The following is an 18,086-nucleotide window of genomic DNA, read 5'->3' on the forward strand; positions in this document are numbered from 1 at the left end:
CCTGATGACCATAGCGAGTCGGTCCCACCCCTTCCCATCCCGAACAGGACCGTGAAACGACTCTACGCCGATGATAGTGCGGATTCCCGTGTGAAAGTAGGTAATCGTCAGGCTCCCTCAAGCCAGAAACCCCCGCCCGACAAGGCGGGGGTTTTTGCATTGGCGCGGCGGAAATGCGCGAGATGACAGAGAACCGTCCCTATCTTGCAAACTGCATGCTCTCCCGAGGACTCCTTTTCAGCGATCTCGAGAGTGCCTTCGCATCGGCCGCACGCGCTGCACGAACGCTAACGCCGTGGCGCATCCATCGGCAACGGTTGCCGAGCACTGTCGGTGCGCGACAGCGGTAGCATCGGCTCACCTTTCGATCCAGCAGTTCCCGATTTGCCGGCATGTCGTAAGTTCAACCAATCTGCGATGCATGTCCGGCGACGACACGCCATTCGCTACCCGATCGGCGCCACAGGCGCGTATAGGCGAACATGCCATCGAATGCGTTGCCGTCGAAACGACCGGCAAGCTTCGCCTTCGTCGTGGTGAGGATCATCCCGCCGACCGTCTTTGCCTGAGTCTCCTGGATATCGAGTGTGTCGAGGCGCAGCAGTTTCGCGCGATGCGCGGACAGATCGTCATCTTTCGAAATGACCAGCCCGCTCGGGATGGTGAAGACGAGGTCGTCATCCAGCAACGTGTCGAGTGTGTCGACGTCGTTGGCGAGCATCGCCGCTCGCAGTGCGGCTTCATACGGTTCGATGACTGCACGAACGGCATCCATATCGGGGCCTCGCAACGGTTCGATGGGTCCGCATTTCATACGCGACCGGCAATCGGGTTGCGGCGGCTCTCGCATTCCGGCACCAAGGCTATTCGACAGAGGCTCCTCCGATTTCGACAGCGCCTGACGTCGCACCATCATCACCAAGCAGATGCCGATCGACGCGACGATATTGACCGCAGGATAGAACGCGACCGTGACATTCCACGCGCTTAGCGCCAGCAGCGCCAATGCGTACTTGAGCACGCACAGCGCGAAATACGTGAGGCTCTCGCTCCACGGATCGCGAAGCGTCTTGCGTACGGTCGGTCCCAGGCCGGCAAGCTTGATCAGCGTGACCAGACAGATCGACATCGTAGGGTCCTCGGTCAGCATCCAGAGCGGAATAGCCGATAGCGCTGCGCACAGGAAGAGCCAATCGAGGCGGGTCCAGCCGGCCTCACCTCGAAACAGGCTCGCGACGAAAGTCAGAAAGCAGGTCAGTGCGATCGCCGCCGTGCACCATGCAGACGGTCCGGCACCCGCAACGAACTGGCCGCTGGCCGCGATCACCGTGACGACCGACCAGATGAGCCATGTGAACAGGTGCGGCCGAACGGTGCGCCGGTAGATCGCGAGCGCGTATGGAATGGCTGCCAACAGGGACACGGCAGATCCCACGACACCCAGCACTGAAGCGGCACCCTGATCGACAGTCACCATCAACGCGGTCTTGTTCGCATGGGCGGTCAGTATGTGGTCAGGCAGCGCAACGCGCAACTTCGCGCCGGCGTGCGTCGCCGTCGATTCTGCGCCGTGTCGTTGCCGAAGCGGGAAGCGATTGAATGCCAACAAATTGCAGCGCGATTGCGTGCTCGCAGCCGAATCGACTGCGTGGCCGTCGAATGCGTGGGGATCGCCTCTTGAAGCAAAAGAGAACGGTTCTTCCAGAACTTCCTTTGACGGCCAACAGCTCGAGCAACCGCACGACTGCTGAATTTCACTGCGATCATGCCCGTCGGACTTGCCCTTTAGCGCGCTCGCACCGAGCGTGACGCACACCCGCGCCGCAATTCAATGCTCCGCCTGCGCCGCATTGACATCCCGCCGAAATGCGCCCGGGCTCGTCCCGGTCCATTTCCGGAACGCGCGATGAAACGCGCTGGGCTCGGTAAAACCGAGTTCCGCCGCGATTTCCGCGACGCTGAGCGTGTGCCCGCGCAGCAGCGACTGGGCCAGCGCACCGCGCAGCTCGTCCTTGATCGACGCGAAGCTCTGCCCCTCGCTGCGCAACCGTCGCCGCAGCGTCGCGGGCGTCGTGCCGAGGCGCACGGCCAGCGTGTCGAAGTCCGGCCACTCGGCGGCCGGTTGCGCCTTCAGGTGCGCACGTGTCTTTGCCACCCAGCCGGTGTCGTGCCGATAGCGCACGAGCAGGTTGCCGGGCGCGCCGCGCAGGAAGGTTTTCAGCGCCTGCGCGGAGCGGATCGTCGGCAGCGCGAGGTACGCGGCGTTGAACGCGAGCCGGCTGTCCGGGCGGTCGAAATGCACGGGCACGCCAAAGAACTGGTGGTAGTCGCTGCGCTGGTCGGGGCTCGGGCACGCGAAATCGATGCGCTGCAGCGGAATGCGTCGGCCGATCAGCCAGCAGGCGACGCCGAGCAGGATCAGCCAGAACGTCCGGTACGCGAACGCAGAATACGGTGCGCCCGCCTGCGTGAGGACAATCTGCGCCTGACCGTCGGCGACCACGAGCTCGCCGCGCGGTTCGTCGAGCACCACGCGCAGGAACTGCAGCGCTCGCCGCAGCGCCTTCTCGAGCGTACCCGCGTGCAGCACGGCGTGGCACAGCAGCGTGAAGCTGCCGCGCCGCATCGGGCGGGCCGCGAGTCCGAAGAATTCGTCGTCGATTGCGTTGGCGATCGCCAGCCACAGGCGACCGTACTGCTGTGGCGTGACGGGCTCGCGCACAGTGGCCGGCAGGCCGGCCAAGCGCAGCACGGGCTCGGTCGGAATCCGCAGCCGGCGCAGGCTCTCGAGCGCATCCTCGACGAAATCCGGCGAGATCATCTGCGGCCCCATTTTTCATGCCCTCCAGACATGGCAAAAGCGATCACGATTCTAGATTCTGTTTGTCATTGATTGCAATGTGACGGCTGTCTACTATCGTCGATATACCCCCCGGCTCGCCGGCGGGCATAACGAACAGGAGACACGCATGCGTGATGGAGCAACCGCCCGGGTGGTGCCGGCCTACGCCGACGCCGTGGCCGGCTTCCGTATCGAGACCGCCGCCGCACATCTGCACGGCGACCTGGAGCAGGGCCTGAACGCCTGCGTCGAATGCTGCGACCGGCATGCGGCGGCGGACGCGAATGCGATCGCACTCGACTGGATCGACGCCGGCGGCCAGCATCGCAGTTTCACGTTCGCACAGATGCAGGCATTGTCGGCGCGGGTCGCGAACCTGCTGGTCGAGCAGGGCGTGAAGCCGGGCGACGTGGTGGCCGGCCTGTTGCCGCGTACGCCCGAACTCGTCGCGACGATCCTCGGCACGTGGCGCGCGGGCGCCGTCTATCAGCCGCTCTTCACCGCGTTCGGGCCGAAGGCGATCGAGCACCGGCTGCGCATGAGCGATGCACGGCTGGTCGTCACCAACATCGCGAATCGCGCGAAGCTCGACGAGATCGTCGATTGCCCGCGGGTCGCGACGGTGCGCGAGTCGGGCGACGCGCTGCCGGCGCACGACATCGATTTCCGCGCGGCGCTCGACGCGCAGTCCGACGTATTCGAACCGGTGCCGCGAAAGGGCGCCGACCTGTTCATGATGATGTCGACGTCGGGCACGACGGGTTTGCCGAAGGGCGTGCCGGTGCCGTTGCGCGCGCTGCTCGCGTTCGGCGCGTACATGCGCGACGCGGTGGATCTTCGCGCCGGCGACCGCTTCTGGAACATCGCCGATCCGGGCTGGGCATATGGCCTCTATTACGCGATCACGGGCCCGCTGCTGCTCGGCCATGCAACGACGCTGTACGAGGGCGGTTTCACGGTCGACAGTACCTACGACGTGATCGAAAGGCTCGGCATCACGAGCCTCGCTGGTTCGCCGACGGCGTTCCGGATGCTGATGGCGGCCGGCACAGAAGCGGCCGCGCGCCTGAAAGGGCAACTGCGCGTCGTCAGCAGCGCGGGCGAACCGCTGAATCCGGAAGTCGTGCGCTGGTTCCACGCAGCGCTCGGCGCGCCGATCTACGACCACTACGGCCAGACCGAACTCGGGATGGTCGTGAACAATCATCACGGGCTCGCGCACGTCGTCCATGCCGGCTCGGCGGGTTTTGCGATGCCCGGCTATCGCGTCGCGGTGCTCGACGAAGCCGGCCGCGAACTTGGCCCCGGCGAGCCCGGCATTCTCGCGATCGACATCGCGCACTCGCCGCTGCTGTGGTTCTACGGTTACTGGCAGCAGGACACGCCGGCGATCGCGGGCGGCTATTACCGGACCGGCGACAACGTCGAGCTCGAGCCGGACGGTACCGTGAGCTTCATCGGCCGCGCGGACGATGTGATCACATCGTCCGGTTACCGGATCGGTCCGTTCGACGTGGAAAGCGCGCTGATCGAGCATCCGGCTGTCAGCGAGGCCGCGGTGATCGGCGTGCCGGACCCGGAGCGCACCGAGATCGTCAAGGCGTTCGTCGTGCTGTCGAAAGGCTTCGACGGTACACCGGCGCTGGCCGAAGAACTGAGCCAGCACGTGAAGCGGCGGCTGTCGGCACACGCCTATCCTCGCGCGATCGACTTCGTCGACGCACTGCCGAAAACCCCGAGCGGCAAGATCCAGCGCTTCGTGCTGCGCAAGCTGGAAGCCGAGAAGACTGCTCACTCCTGAATACTGACTACGGACTGCGAATGAATATCAAGGATCGCGTTTTTCTGATTACGGGCGCCGGTTCGGGCCTCGGCGCGGCGGTGGCGCGCATGGTGGTCGCCGAAGGCGGCAAGGCCGTGCTGCTGGACGTCAATGAAGACGCCGGCACGAGCCTCGCGCACGAACTCGGCGCGGCCGCACGCTTCGTGAAGACCGACGTGACGAGCGAAGCCGACGGGCAGGCCGCCGTTGCCGCTGCGCGCGACGCGTTCGGCCGCATCGATGCGCTCGTGAACTGCGCGGGCGTCGCGCCGGGCGAGAAGGTCGTCGGCCGCGAAGGCCCGCATTCGCTCGACCGTTTCGCACGTGCGGTGTCGATCAATCTGGTCGGCACGTTCAACATGATTCGGCTGGCCGCCGACGTAATGTCGAAGCAGGACGCCGACACGGAAGGCGAGCGCGGCGTGATCGTCAACACCGCGTCGGTCGCGGCGTTCGACGGACAGATCGGGCAGGCTGCGTATGCGGCATCGAAGAGCGGCGTGGTGGGCATGACGTTGCCGATCGCGCGCGAACTCGCGCGGTTCGGCATTCGCGTGGTGACGATCGCGCCGGGCATCTTCGCGACGCCGATGATGGCCGGCATGCCGCAGGACGTGCAGGACGCGCTCGGCAAGAGCGTACCGTTCCCGCCGCGGCTCGGCCGCCCCGACGAATTCGCGGCGCTGGTGCGCCACATCGCCGAGAATACGATGCTGAACGGCGAAGTCATCCGTCTCGATGGCGCGCTGCGCATGGCACCGCGCTGATACTGGAGGAATGCAATCATGACGACACAGGATCCGATCGTAATCGTCGGCGCGGCGCGCACGCCGATGGGTGGTTTTCAGGGCGCCCTGGCCGCGGCCAGCGCGAGCGAGCTCGGCGCGGTGGCGATTCGCGCGGCGCTCGAACGCGCGAACGTGCCCGCCGAGCGCATCGATGAAATCGTGTTTGGCTGCGTGCTGCCGGCCGGCCAGGGGCAGGCGCCGGCGCGGCAGGCCGCGCTGAAGGCGGGCTTGCCGCTGGCGGTGGGCGCGACCACGGTCAACAAGATGTGCGGCTCAGGGATGAAGGCCGCGATGTTCGTGCACGACCTGCTGCTGGCGGGATCGGCGGACGTGGCGGTCGCGGGCGGGATGGAGAGCATGACGAATGCGCCGTACCTGCTGCCGAAGGCGCGCGCGGGGATGCGCATGGGGCATGGCCAGGTACTCGACCACATGTTCCTCGACGGGCTCGAGGACGCGTACGACAAGGGCCGGCTGATGGGCACGTTCGCGGAGGATTGCGCGCAGGCCTACCAGTTCACGCGCGAGGAGCAGGATGCATTCGCGATCGCATCGCTGACGCGCGCGCAGCGCGCGATTGCGGAAGGACGCTTCGTGTCGGAGATTGCGCCGGTGACCGTGAAGGCCGGCAAGACGGAAGCCGTCGTGTCGATCGACGAGCAACCGGGCAACGCGAAGCTCGACAAGATTCCGACGCTCAAGCCGGCGTTCCGCGAAGGCGGCACGGTGACGGCGGCCAATTCGTCGTCGATTTCGGACGGCGCGGCCGCGCTCGTGATGATGCGTCGCTCGGAAGCGGACCGGCTCGGCCTCGCGCCGAAGGCGGTGATCGTCGGGCATTCGACCTACGCGAACAAGCCGGGCCTGTTCGCGACGGCACCGATCGGCGCGATCCGCAAGCTGTCGGAGAAAACCGGCTGGAACCTGCGCGACGTCGACCTGTTCGAGATCAACGAAGCCTTCGCTGTGGTGGCGATGGCCGCGATGCGCGATCTCGACCTGCCGCACGACAAGGTCAACGTGCACGGCGGCGCGTGTGCGCTCGGCCATCCGATCGGCGCATCGGGCGCACGCGTGATGGTGACGCTGCTGGCCGCGCTCGAAGCGTATGGGCTGAAGCGCGGCGTCGCGTCGCTGTGCATCGGCGGCGGCGAGGCGACGGCGATCGCGATCGAGCGGGTCGCGTAACGCGAACGCATCGACGCATTACGCGCGAGACGGCACGCCTGCCGTCTCGCGACGCGGGCGGCGGGCATCGTGCCCGTCGCCCGTTTTGCTTTCAGGGGCGCGCGCGATCGCGTTACGCGTTCGCCTCCGGCGACACCGCACCGCACGCGCGGATCACGAGCTGTACGACCTGCTCGGTCCTCTCGGCGAACGCCTTCTGCGTGAACGCACGCTTGCCGCTCAGCGCGCGGATCTGCGCATCGAAATCCGCATAGTGCTGCGTGGTCGCCCAGATCAGGTACATCAACGCATGTGCATCGATCGGCGCGAGCAGCCCGCGCGCGATCCAGCCTTCGATCACTTTCACGCGCGTGTCGAACCAGGGCTTCACGCGTTCCGACAGGATGTCCTGCATGTGCGCGGCACCGTGGATGATCTCGTTGGCCCAGACCTTCGAGCCGAGCGGGCGCCGTCGCGACAGATCCATCTTCGCGCGCACGTAGCCGCCGATCGCCTCGACCGGATCGTCGCCGGCCTCGAACGACCCGGCCGCGCGGTGCCAGTCTTCGAACAGGTCGTCGAGCACGCGACGGTATAGCGCAAGCTTCGTCGGGAAGTAGTAATGCAGGTTCGCCTTCGGCAAGCCCGCACGTTCGGCGATCATCGCCGTGCTCGCTCCGTCGAGCCCGCGCTCCGCGAATACGGCTTCCGCACAGGCCAGCAGATGCGCTTCGTTGGACTCGCGGATGTGCGCCTTGCGTCGCCGCAAAGGCGTGTTCGTTTCGTCGTCGCCGGTGGCTTCGGCGGCCGCTTCGTCATGTCTCATCGTTACCCTCGCGCGGCTTGCATGCCGCGTTGCGCTTCATTCTAGCCGCTGGTTCGCATCGAACGCACGTGCCCGTGCGCATTGGCGCGCGCGATGTTGCAATGCGGTGGCACGTTTCTCGCTCGCTCGATTCACGCAAGAAAGACATTGCGCTGGGCATTTTGATCGTCTAAAACCTGTCCAATCGGACAGGATTTGATGATCGACGGAATGCAGTGCCGACCATCCGCCGATCGATCGGACGAATCACGCGAACGATGCACATCTGCACCTCGCCGGTGCGGGTTTGCCCCGACGGCAGCAATGACCGACCCCACAGGAGCGATACGAATGAACGCGGTATCGGAAACAGTGAAGCGGGCAGCATTCGACACGTCGATCAAGGTCGACGGCAGGCGGTTGTGGGACAGCCTGATGGAGGTGGCGAAGATCGGCGCGACGCCGAAGGGCGGCGTCTGCCGCCTCGCGCTGACCGATCTCGACAAGGCCGGACGCGACTTGATCGTCAGCTGGGCGAAAGCCGCCGGCTGCACGGTGACGGTCGATACGATGGGCAATGTGTTCATGCGCCGCGCGGGCCGCGTGGCCGACGCGGCGCCGGTCGTCACCGGCTCGCACGCGGATTCGCAGCCGACGGGCGGCCGCTTCGACGGCATCTACGGCGTGCTCGGGGGCCTCGAGGTGATTCGCAGTCTGAACGATCACGGCATCGAGACGGAACATCCGGTCGAGGTCGTGATCTGGACCAACGAGGAAGGCTCGCGCTTCGCGCCGGCGATGGTCGCGTCGGGCGTGTTCGCGGGCGTGTTCCCGCTCGAGTACGGGCTGTCGCGCAAGGACGTCGACGGCAAGACGATCGGCGAGGAACTCGCGCGCATCGGCTACGCGGGCGACGTACCCTGCGGCGGCCGCAAGCTGCATGCGGCGTTCGAGCTGCATATCGAGCAGGGGCCGATTCTCGAGGCGGAGTGCAAGACGATCGGCGTCGTGACGGACGCGCAGGGGCAGCGCTGGTACGAGATCACGTTCACCGGCCAGGAAGCGCACGCGGGGCCGACGCCGATGCCGCGCCGCCGCGACGCGCTGCTCGGTGCATCGCGCGTGGTCGATCTCGTGAACCGGATCGGCCTCGATCACGCGCCGTTCGGCTGCGCGACGGTCGGGATGATGCAGGTTCACCCGAACTCGCGCAATGTGATTCCGGGCCGCGTGTTCTTCACCGTCGATTTCCGTCATCCGGACGACGCCGTGCTCACGGAGATGGACGCTGCGCTGCGCGACGGCGTCGCGCGCATCGCGGGCGAGATCGGGCTCGACACCGCGCTTGAGCAGATTTTCTACTACAAGCCCGTCGCGTTCGATCCGGCCTGCGTGGCGGCCGTGCGCGACGCGGCCGATCGCTTCGGCTACTCGCATCGCGACATCGTGTCGGGCGCGGGGCACGACGCTTGCTATCTGGCGCAGGTCGCGCCGACGTCGATGGTGTTCGTACCCTGCGTCGACGGCATCAGTCACAACGAGATCGAGGACGCGACGCCTGCGTGGATCGAGGCCGGCGCGAACGTGCTGCTGCACGCGATGTTGTCGCGCGCATGCGAGCCGGCTTCATGACGGATCGGATCTAGCGCAGCCGGCAGGCTGATCGTCGCCTGACCGTGGCATTCCCAAGCAGGACCGCCCCGACTGTGCATTCGCAGCCGGCGGGGACGGCTTTGTCTCCACCAGTCGAAGGAACGCGTATGACCTCCAAGCCAACCGGCGATATCGCCGCGCATCGCCTGTCGTCCACGCAACTCTCGTGCGAATTCGCCGATATCGCGCCGCTGCTCGATCCGACTGCCGCCGCGGCCGCCGCCAGCCGCTGCCACTACTGCTACGACGCGCCGTGCGTGCAGGCCTGCCCGACGCAGATCGACATCCCGAGCTTCATCCGCAAGATCGGCAACGGCAACCTGAAGGGCGCCGCGACCGACATCCTGTCCGCGAATCCGCTCGGCGGGATGTGCGCACGCGTGTGCCCGACCGAGATCCTGTGCGAAGGCGCGTGCGTGCGCAATCACCAGGATGCGCAGCCGGTCGCGATCGGCGCGCTGCAGCGGCACGCGACCGACTGGGCGATGGCGAGCGGCGCGGTGCGCTTCACACGTGCGCCCGATACGGGGCGGCATGTCGCGGTGGTCGGCGCGGGGCCGGCCGGGCTCGCCTGTGCGCACCGGCTCGCGCTCGCCGGGCATCGCGTCACGCTGTTCGATGCGCGGCCGAAGGCGGGCGGCTTGAACGAATACGGGATCGCCGCGTACAAGACCGTCGACGATTTCGCGCAACGCGAAGTTGAATGGCTGTTGTCGGTCGGCGGCATTGCGGTGGAAACGGGTGTCGCGCTCGGCCGCGACGTGACGCTCGACGCGTTGCGCGAGCGGCATGACGCGGTGTTTCTCGCGATGGGCCTGGGCGGCGTGCGCACGCTCGCGATCGACGGCGAGCAATTGACCGGCGTGATGAACGCGGTCGACTTCATCGAGCAGGTGCGGCAGGCCGACGCGCTGGAGAACGTGCCGGTCGGGCGGCGCGTGGTCGTGATCGGCGGCGGCAACACGGCGATCGACGCGTCCGTGCAGAGCCGCAAGCTCGGTGCGGAGCGCGTGACGATGGTGTACCGGCGCGGCGTGGACGCGATGAGCGCGACCTGGGCCGAACGCGAGTTCGCGCAAAAGAGCGGCGTCACGCTCGTCACGCACGCGAAGCCGGTGCGCATCTCGGGCGCGGACGGGCACGTGACGGCTGTCGAATTCGAGGCCGCGTCGGGCGAGCGTTTCACCGTCGACGCGGACATGGTGCTGAAGGCGATCGGTCAGACGCTGGCGCCGGACGGTGTCGCGGCCGCGCTGCTGACGACGGACGGCACGCGCATCGCGGTCGACGCGGACGGACGCACGGCGTTGCCCGACGTGTGGGCCGGCGGCGATTGCGCGGCGACGGACGGCATCGACCTCACGGTGCAGGCCGTGCAGGACGGCAAGCGCGCGGCGGCGGCGATCGACGCGGCGCTCGCGCAGCGCGCCGCCAAGGCCGCGTGAGCACGGCATACGCAACGGCATCGCGCGTATTCCGTGCATGGCGCGCGCCACGCGAACCACGATAAACGCCCCATTTTCACGGAGCCGAACATGGCCGACCTTCGCTGCACCATCGCAGGCATCACTTCGCCGAATCCGTTCTGGCTGGCCTCCGCGCCGCCGACCGACAAGGCGTACAACGTCAATCGCGCGTTCGAGGCGGGCTGGGGCGGCGTCGTCTGGAAGACGCTCGGGCTCGATCCACACGTCGTCAACGTCAGCTCGCGCTACGGCGCGGTGCAGTGGAACGGCCAACGCATCGCCGGCCTGAACAACATCGAGCTGATCACTGACCGGCCGCTCGACGTGAACCTGAAAGAGATCGCGCAGGTGAAGCGCGACTGGCCCGACCGCGCGCTGATCGTGTCGCTGATGGTGCCGTGCAACGAGCGCGACTGGAAATGGATCCTGCCGCTCGTCGAGGATACGGGCGCCGATGCGGTCGAGCTGAACTTCGGCTGCCCGCACGGGATGAGCGAGCGCGGGATGGGCGCGGCCGTCGGGCAGGTGCCGGAATACGTCGAGATGGTCACGCGCTGGGTCAAGGAAGGCACGAAGCTGCCGTGCCTCGTGAAGCTCACGCCGAACATCAGCGACATCCGGATGGGCTCGCGCGCCGCCTACAAGGGCGGCGCGGACGGCGTGTCGCTGATCAACACGATCAACTCGATCGTCGCGGTGGATCTCGACCAGATGGCGCCGATGCCGACCGTCGACGGCAAGGGCACGCACGGCGGCTACTGCGGCCCGGCGGTCAAACCGATCGCGCTGAACATGGTCGCGGAGATCGCGCGCGACCCGGAAACGCCGAACCTGCCGATCTCCGGCATCGGCGGGATTTCGTCGTGGCGCGACGCGGCCGAGTTCATGGTGCTCGGCGCCGGCAGCGTGCAGGTGTGCACCGCCGCGATGCATTACGGATTCCGTATCGTGTCGGATCTTGCCGACGGGCTGTCGAACTGGATGGACGAGAAGGGCTACGCGACGCTCGACGACGTGCGCGGCCGCGCGGTGCCGAACGTGACCGACTGGAAATACCTGAACCTGAAGTACGACATCAAGGCACGCATCAACCAGGACCGCTGCATCCAGTGCGGGCTGTGCCATATCGCGTGCGAGGACACGTCGCACCAGGCGATCACGGCCGAGAAGGACGGCGTGCGTCACTTCGAAGTGGTGGATGCGGAGTGCGTCGGGTGCAATCTTTGCATGCATGTGTGTCCGGTCGAGCAGTGCATCACGATGGAGCGGGTCGACGCGGGCGACTATGCGAACTGGACCACGCATCCGAACAACCCGGCGCGTGCCGACGCGGGTGCGAGCCCGGCGGAGCCCGCGAAGCACGCGAAGGCGGCCTGACTGGCGGCCGGCGGTGCGGTATCGTCCGCGCTGCTGCTTGTGTCCTGTTCTGCCGGCATCGTGCGATGCCGGCGCTGACGTTTACGTGGAGCGCGTCCGATGAAACCAGCAGCGATTCCCGCCGATCCCGACAGCGCCGCGGCGCCGGCCGGCAGCCTGTACAACGACGATCTCGCGCCGACGACGGCGTCGCAGCGCACGTGGCGCTGGTATCACTTCGCGGCGCTGTGGGTCGGGATGGTGATGAACATCGCGTCGTACATGCTCGCGGCCGGGCTGATCCAGGAAGGCATGTCGCCGTGGCAGGCCGTGCTGACCGTTCTGTTCGGCAACCTGATCGTGCTCGTGCCGATGCTGCTGATCGGCCATGCGGGCGCGAAACATGGGATTCCGTATGCGGTGCTCGTGCGCGCGTCGTTCGGCACGCAGGGCGCGAAGCTGCCCGCACTGCTGCGCGCGATCGTCGCGTGCGGCTGGTACGGCATCCAGACCTGGCTCGGCGGCAGCGCGATCTACACGCTGCTGAACATCCTGACCGGCAACGCATTGCACGGCGCCGCGTTGCCGCTCGTCGGCATTTCGTTCGGGCAGCTCGAGTGTTTTCTCGTGTTCTGGGCGCTGCAGCTGTACTTCATCTGGCACGGCACCGATTCGATCCGCTGGCTCGAGAGCTGGTCCGCGCCGATCAAGGTCGTGATGTGCATCGCGCTCGTGTGGTGGGCGACGTCGCAGGCGGGCGGCTTCGGCACGATGCTGTCGGCGCCGTCGCAGTTCGTCGCGGGCGGCAAGAAGGCGGGACTCTTCTGGGCGACGTTCTGGCCGGGCCTGACCGCGATGGTCGGCTTCTGGGCGACGCTCGCGCTGAACATTCCCGACTTCACGCGCTTTGCGCATTCGCAGCGCGACCAGGTGATCGGACAGTCGATCGGGCTGCCGTTGCCGATGGCGCTGCTGTCGGTGGTGTCGGTCGTGGTGACGTCGGCCACCGTCGTGATCTACGGCAACGCGATCTGGGATCCGATCGACCTGACGAGCCGGATGACCGGCATCGGCGTCGGCATCGCGCTCGTGATCCTCACGCTCGACACGATGTGCTGCAACCTCGCGGCGAACCTGGTCGGTCCTGCTTACGATTTCTCGAGCCTGTGGCCGAAGGCGATCTCGTACCGCACGGGCGGGATGATCACCGCGACGCTCGCGATCGTGATGATGCCGTGGAAGATCCTCGCGACGACGGACGGCTACATCTTCACCTGGCTCGTCGGCTACTCGGCGTTGCTTGGGCCGGTCGCGGGCATCCTGATGGTCGACTACTTCCTGATTCGCGGCACGCGGCTCGATACGCGCGCGCTGTTCGACGAGCGCGGCGACTTCAGCTACGCACGCGGCTGGAACCCGGCCGCGCTGGCGGCGCTCGCGATCGGCGTGCTGCCGAACCTCCCCGGCTTCCTGCATACCGCGTTCCCGGCGTCGTTCCCGAACGTGCCGGCGTTCTTCAACACGCTTTACACGTATGCGTGGTTCGTCGGCCTCGTGCTGGCGTCGGGCGTGTACGGCACGTGGATGAAGTGGCGCGCCGGACAGCGCGCGCAGATCGCGAGCGCGTGATGCGCGAACGCATGCGGCACCCGACAGTCAACGAGGAGGCAACCAAATGGCAATCCTGATTCGCGGCGGCACCGTGGTCGATGCGGACCGCACCTATCGCGCGGACGTACTGTGTGCCGACCCGCAGGACGGCGGCACGATCCTGCAGATCGCGGAGACGATCGACGCGCCGGCCGGCGCGACGGTGGTCGATGCGCACGACCAGTACGTGATGCCGGGCGGCATCGATCCGCATACGCACATGGAACTGCCGTTCATGGGCACGACGGCGAGCGACGATTTCTATTCGGGTACGGCGGCCGGGCTGTCGGGCGGCACGACCAGCATCATCGACTTCGTGATCCCGAGCCCGAAGCAGCCGCTGATGGACGCGTTCCACGAGTGGCGCGGCTGGGCCGAGAAGGCCGCGGCCGACTATGGCTTTCACGTGGCCGTCACGTGGTGGGACGAATCGGTGCACCGCGACATGGGCACGCTCGTGCGCGAGCATGGCGTGTCGAGCTTCAAGCACTTCATGGCGTACAAGAACGCGATCATGGCCGACGACGAGGTCCTCGTGAACAGCTTCTCGCGTTCGCTCGAACTCGGCGCGCTGCCGACCGTGCACGCGGAGAACGGCGAGCTCGTGTTCCAGTTGCAGAAGGCGCTGCTCGCACGCGGGATGACCGGGCCGGAGGCGCATCCGCTGTCGCGTCCGCCCGAGGTCGAGGGCGAGGCCGCGAACCGCGCGATTCGCATCGCGCAAGTGCTCGGCGTGCCCGTGTATATCGTGCACGTGTCGGCGAAGGACGCGGTCGATGCGATCACGCGCGCGCGCAGCGAAGGGCTGCGCGTGTTCGGCGAGGTGTTGCCGGGCCACCTGGTGATCGACGAGTCGGTGTATCGCGATCCGGACTGGACGCGTGCGGCCGCGCACGTGATGAGCCCGCCGTTCCGGTCGGCCGAGCATCGCGAGGCGCTGTGGCGCGGGCTGCAAGCGGGGCAGCTGCATACGACGGCGACCGATCATTGCGTGTTCTGCGCGTCGCAGAAGGCGATGGGCCGCGAGGACTTCACGAAGATCCCGAACGGCTGCGGCGGCGTCGAGGATCGCATGTCGGTGCTGTGGCATCACGGCGTCAATCATGGCCGCATCACGCCGAACGAATTCGTGCGGATCACATCGACGAACGCCGCGCAGATCTTCAACCTGTATCCGCGCAAGGGGGCCGTGCAGGTCGGCGCCGACGCCGATCTGGTCGTATGGGATCCCGCCGCGACGAAGACGATCTCGGTGAAGACCCATCACCAGCAGGTCGACTTCAACGTGTTCGAAGGGATGACCGTGCAGGGCGTCGCGACCCATACGCTCACGCGCGGCGCGCTCGCATGGGCCGACGGCGAGCTGCGAGCGGTGCGTGGCGCGGGCCGCTATCTGAAACGGCCGCCCGCGGCTGGCTACTACGAGGCTGCGCGCATCGCGAACCGGCTGCGCGAGCCGCATCCGGTCGAACGCGCGGGCTGAGCGACATACGTCGTCCATTGCGCGGGGCGTGTCCGTTCGAACGGCACGCCCCGCGCGCGTTCATGCGGCTGGTCACGTGCATCGCCGGCCCTGTCTCTTCTCGACCTCTCGTCAATTCTTTCAATATATGGGATCGACCGAACATCGTCGTATCCATCCGATTTCAAGGTGCATAGAAGAACTGAGCAAATTGACGACGCGAACGAAACAGCACGGAGCATGCCATTTTGTTTGCGTTGTCGTCATGCATGACGGCGAGTAATATCCACCGACGGCGTTACACGGGCGTGCCGGGCCGGGCCGCCTGCCGAGCATTCCAATAAACATAGAGAGAAAGGAGTACGAGGTGGATATTCTGCGCAGTCTCCTGGGCATGCTGTTCCTGTTGCTGGTCGCTTATCTGCTGTCGAACAACCGGCGCGCGGTGAGCGGCCGGACCTTGATCGCCGCGCTGCTCACGCAGTTCGCGATCGGCGCGCTGGTGTTGTTCGTGCCGTCGGGCCGCGCGGCGCTGGCGGCGGCCGCGAACGGCGTCAATCGCGTGCTCGACATGGGCAATCACGGCATCGCTTTCGTGTTCGGCGGGCTGGTCGACGCCCGGATGTTCCAGCTTTTCGGCGACGGCGGGTTCGTGTTCGGCCTGCGCGTGCTGCCGATGATCATCTTCGTCACCGCGCTGATCGCGGTGCTCTACTACGTCGGCGTGATGAAGTGGATCGTCGCGATCCTCGGCGCGGGGCTCGCGAAAGTGCTCGGCGTGAGCCGCATCGAGGCGTGCTCGGCCGTCGCGACGATCTTTCTCGGGCAGAGCGAGATGCCCGCGCTCGTGAAGCCGTTCGTGCGGCACATGACGGGTGCCGAGATCTTCACGGTGATGGCGAGCGGCATGGCGTCGGTCGCGGGCTCGGTGCTGGTCGGCTACGCCGGCCTCGGCGTGAAGATGGAGTACCTGCTCGCCGCATCGTTCATGGCGGTGCCGGGCGGGCTGCTGTTCGGCAAGCTGCTGTTTCCGACCGTCGAGCCGAGTCGCGTCGTGGTCGACGGGCTCGATTTCGACGACAAGCGGGCCGCCAACGTGATCGAGGCGGCGGCATCCGGCGCATCGGTGGGCCTGCGGATCGCGATCAACGTCGGCGCGATGCTGATCGCGTTCGTGGGGCTCATCGCGCTGATGAACCTCATCGTCGGCGGCGTGGCCGCGTTCGCGGGCTTTCCGCAGGTGACGCTGCTGGGCATCATCGGCCACTTGTTTGCGCCGCTGGCGTGGATCATCGGCGTGCCGTGGCACGATGCGGCGCTGGCCGGCAACTTCATCGGCGAGAAACTGATCTTCAACGAGTTCGTCGCGTACGGCGACTTGTCGCCGTATCTGAAGGGCGGCGAGCACGTCGCGGCGGCCGGCCTGCAGGTGCTCGACCCGAAGACGCTCGCGATCGTGTCGTTCGCGCTGTGCGGCTTCGCGAACTTCTCGTCGATCGCCATTCTCGCGGGCGGCTTCAGCGCGGTCGCGCCCGAGCGCCGCTCGGAAGTCGCGCGGCACGGCTTGCGTGCGCTGACGGCCGCGACGCTGTCGAACCTGATGAGCGCGGCGATCGCCGGCCTGTTCTTTTCGCTGCACTGAGCAATCGAGGAGACGCAACGATGTTTCTGCCGCAGGAGTTCATTCGCCGCAAGCGCGACCGGCAGCCGCTCGATCGCGACGAGATTGCCGCGTTCGTGCGCGGCGTGACCGATGGCAGCGTGACCGAGGGCCAGGTGGCGGCGTTCGCGATGGCCGTGTACTTCAACGACCTGAGCGTCGATGAGCGCGTCGCGCTGACGATCGCGCAGCGCGACTCGGGCGACGTGCTCGACTGGCGCGCGCTCGATCTCGGCGGGCCGGTGATCGACAAGCATTCGACGGGCGGCGTCGGCGATGTCGTGTCGCTGATGCTCGGGCCGATGGTGGCCGCATGCGGCGGCTACGTGCCGATGATCTCGGGGCGCGGGCTCGGCCACACGGGCGGCACGCTCGACAAGCTCAGTGCGATCCCCGGCTACGACGTGACACCGGACACGGACACGTTTCGCCGCACGGTGCGCGACGTCGGCGTCGCGATCATCGGGCAGACCGCGCGGCTCGCGCCGGCGGACAAGCGCATTTATGCGATTCGCGACGTGACGGCGACGGTCGAGTCGGTCGCGATGATCACCGCGTCGATCCTGTCGAAGAAGCTCGCGGCGGGGCTCGACGGGCTCGTGATGGACGTCAAGGTCGGCTCCGGCGCGTTCATGCCGACCGCCGAGAAATCGGCCGAGCTGGCACGCAGCATCGTCGACGTCGGCAACGGCGCCGGCATGAAGACCACCGCGATCCTGACCGACATGAACCAGTCGCTCGCGCCGTGCGCGGGCAATGCGCTCGAAGTCGCGTGTGCGATCGATTACCTGACGGGCCAGTCGCGACCGGCGCGCCTGCATGACGTGACGATGGCGCTGTCGGCGCAGTTGCTCGTCACCGGCGGATTGGCGCGCGATGTCGCGCAGGCGCGCACGATGTTGCAGCAGGCGCTCGGCTCGGGCGCGGCGGCGGAACGCTTCGCGAGAATGGTGGCGGCGCTCGGCGGCCCGGTGGACCTGATCGAAGCACCCGCGCGTCATCTTGCGCGGGCGGATGTGATCGTGCCGGTTCCGGCGCCCGCGAGCGGTGTGGTGCAGCGGGTCGATTGCCGCGCGCTCGGGCTCGCGGTCGTCGCGCTCGGCGGCGGCCGCACGCGCGCGGAGGATGCGATCGACTACCGTGTCGGCCTGACGGCGCTCGCGGAGATCGGGCAGCGTGTCGAAGCCGGCCAGCCGCTCGGCTATGTGCATGCCCGCGACGACGCGGCCGCCGCACGTGCGGGGGACGAGGTGCGGCAAAGCTACGTGCTGGACGAGGCGGGCGAAACGGGCGAGGCGCCGCCGACCATTTACGGGCAGATCGGCTGACCGTGCGCCGATGCCGGCGCGGCGGAACGTGCGGGTATCGGCGCCCGCTTCACATGACGGGTGTATCGTGCCGGCCGGGATGTGTCG

At 67.1% G+C, this 18,086-nt stretch carries 13 protein-coding genes, 1 rRNA gene and 1 pseudogene; 11 read left to right on the top strand and 4 right to left on the bottom strand.

Going from position 1 to position 18,086, the window contains the following annotated elements:
• A 5S ribosomal RNA gene (rrf, locus tag HWX25_RS29760) occupies positions 1-113 on the top strand.
• Positions 114-403: 290 nt separating this feature from the next.
• Here the strand turns inward: rrf and HWX25_RS29765 are convergent.
• The 3 genes and pseudogenes from HWX25_RS29765 to HWX25_RS29775 all read right to left on the bottom strand — a co-directional run bounded on the left by HWX25_RS29765 (position 404) and on the right by HWX25_RS29775 (position 2,833).
• Positions 404-775: a nuclear transport factor 2 family protein gene (locus tag HWX25_RS29765; protein WP_175912112.1), complete on the bottom strand. Its 372-nt coding sequence runs from the start codon at positions 773-775 to the stop codon at positions 404-406.
• Positions 776-889: 114 nt separating this feature from the next.
• Positions 890-1,477: pseudogene (locus HWX25_RS29770) on the bottom strand (hypothetical protein); the annotation flags it as partial.
• 351 nt (positions 1,478-1,828) lie between these two features.
• Positions 1,829-2,833, bottom strand: coding sequence for an AraC family transcriptional regulator (locus HWX25_RS29775; protein WP_175912060.1), 1,005 nt, complete (start codon positions 2,831-2,833; stop codon positions 1,829-1,831).
• A 136-nt stretch (positions 2,834-2,969) separates the two neighbouring features.
• On the opposite strand from HWX25_RS29775, the gene HWX25_RS29780 reads away from it, so the two are divergent.
• Genes HWX25_RS29780 through HWX25_RS29790 form a run of 3 tightly spaced genes read left to right on the top strand, consistent with a single transcriptional unit; the run spans position 2,970 to position 6,640 of the window.
• Positions 2,970-4,643, top strand: a complete 1,674-nt coding sequence (locus tag HWX25_RS29780) for an acyl-CoA synthetase (RefSeq protein WP_175912061.1) — start codon at positions 2,970-2,972, stop codon at positions 4,641-4,643.
• A 20-nt stretch (positions 4,644-4,663) separates the two neighbouring features.
• Entirely contained in the window at positions 4,664-5,431 is a 768-nt protein-coding gene (locus tag HWX25_RS29785; RefSeq protein WP_175912063.1) for a 3-hydroxyacyl-CoA dehydrogenase, read from the top strand.
• A gap of 18 nt (positions 5,432-5,449) precedes the next feature.
• A complete protein-coding gene (locus tag HWX25_RS29790) occupies positions 5,450-6,640 on the top strand; it encodes an acetyl-CoA C-acetyltransferase (RefSeq protein WP_175912065.1) in 1,191 nt (396 codons plus the stop codon).
• A gap of 112 nt (positions 6,641-6,752) precedes the next feature.
• On the opposite strand, the gene HWX25_RS29795 is transcribed toward HWX25_RS29790, so the two are convergent.
• The gene (locus HWX25_RS29795) at positions 6,753-7,445 is read right to left on the bottom strand and encodes a TetR/AcrR family transcriptional regulator (RefSeq protein ID WP_175912067.1); all 693 of its coding nucleotides are present in this window, start codon (positions 7,443-7,445) and stop codon (positions 6,753-6,755) included.
• Between the two features lie 330 nt (positions 7,446-7,775).
• Here HWX25_RS29795 and HWX25_RS29800 point away from each other — a divergent pair, with 330 nt between their 5' ends.
• The 7 genes from HWX25_RS29800 (at position 7,776) to deoA (ending at position 17,999) form a co-directional block, all read left to right on the top strand.
• Positions 7,776-9,056 (top strand): Zn-dependent hydrolase, encoded by a 1,281-nt coding sequence (locus HWX25_RS29800; protein ID WP_175912069.1) that lies wholly within the window; start codon positions 7,776-7,778, stop codon positions 9,054-9,056.
• Between the two features lie 128 nt (positions 9,057-9,184).
• Entirely contained in the window at positions 9,185-10,522 is a 1,338-nt protein-coding gene (locus HWX25_RS29805) for an NAD(P)-dependent oxidoreductase (RefSeq protein ID WP_175912071.1), read from the top strand.
• A 90-nt stretch (positions 10,523-10,612) separates the two neighbouring features.
• A complete protein-coding gene (gene preA, locus HWX25_RS29810) occupies positions 10,613-11,920 on the top strand; it encodes an NAD-dependent dihydropyrimidine dehydrogenase subunit PreA (RefSeq protein WP_175912073.1) in 1,308 nt (435 codons plus the stop codon).
• Between the two features lie 99 nt (positions 11,921-12,019).
• Positions 12,020-13,528: an NCS1 family nucleobase:cation symporter-1 gene (locus HWX25_RS29815; protein ID WP_175912074.1), complete on the top strand. Its 1,509-nt coding sequence runs from the start codon at positions 12,020-12,022 to the stop codon at positions 13,526-13,528.
• Positions 13,529-13,574: 46 nt separating this feature from the next.
• Positions 13,575-15,032: a dihydropyrimidinase gene (hydA, locus tag HWX25_RS29820; protein WP_059534457.1), complete on the top strand. Its 1,458-nt coding sequence runs from the start codon at positions 13,575-13,577 to the stop codon at positions 15,030-15,032.
• A gap of 346 nt (positions 15,033-15,378) precedes the next feature.
• The gene (locus tag HWX25_RS29825; RefSeq protein ID WP_059690276.1) at positions 15,379-16,653 is read left to right on the top strand and encodes a NupC/NupG family nucleoside CNT transporter; all 1,275 of its coding nucleotides are present in this window, start codon (positions 15,379-15,381) and stop codon (positions 16,651-16,653) included.
• A gap of 20 nt (positions 16,654-16,673) precedes the next feature.
• Entirely contained in the window at positions 16,674-17,999 is a 1,326-nt protein-coding gene (gene deoA, locus HWX25_RS29830) for a thymidine phosphorylase (protein ID WP_175912076.1), read from the top strand.
• Positions 18,000-18,086: the final 87 nt, after the last annotated feature.

The organism is Burkholderia sp. BCC1640 (assembly GCF_902833125.1).
In the GTDB taxonomy this organism is placed as follows: Bacteria; Pseudomonadota; Gammaproteobacteria; order Burkholderiales; family Burkholderiaceae; genus Burkholderia; species Burkholderia diffusa.